Origin of the sequence: Pseudomonas sp. 51_B (assembly GCF_017491595.1) — a bacterium.
Classification (GTDB): Bacteria; Pseudomonadota; Gammaproteobacteria; order Pseudomonadales; family Pseudomonadaceae; genus Aquipseudomonas; species Aquipseudomonas promysalinigenes.
Genome location: NZ_JAFGYW010000456.1, coordinates 1 through 434 on the forward strand (window position 1 = coordinate 1; position 434 = coordinate 434).

General features: G+C 65.7%; 1 pseudogene. It reads right to left on the minus strand.

Going from position 1 to position 434, the window contains the following annotated elements:
* A pseudogene (locus J5M56_RS25705) lies at window positions 1-434 on the minus strand (amidase family protein); the annotation flags it as partial.

Consider the following 434-nt stretch of genomic DNA (forward strand, 5'->3'; position numbering starts at 1 on the left):
TCGATATTGCGCGCGGAAGGTCTGCACGCCGGTCACTGCCGGTGCCTTGGCCAGCACCGCTCGGATCACCGGCAGCACCGCTTCGGGATTCTGCTCCATCAGCTCACCGGCGACGCTATAACGCTCGGCCACCCACGGCCCGTCGTAAAGCAAACGCGCTGCTTCCAGAAACGGTGACAGGTCCAGCTCGACGGGTTCGCCACCCAGTGCCTTGAGCCGTTCGATGGCCGCTGCGAACAGTTGCGGCCCCTCGCTGCAACCGAAAAACTCCAGATCCTGCGCCCGTGGCACGCCGAAGCGAAACGGTCGTGGCGTGCCGAATGCCGGGCTGTCGTTCCATGCCGGGTTGGGCCGGCTGTACTCATCGCGGGGATCGTGTTTTGCCGTCAACGCCAGCAACTGACTGGCCTCGCGGGCGGTGGCGGTGAAGGTGG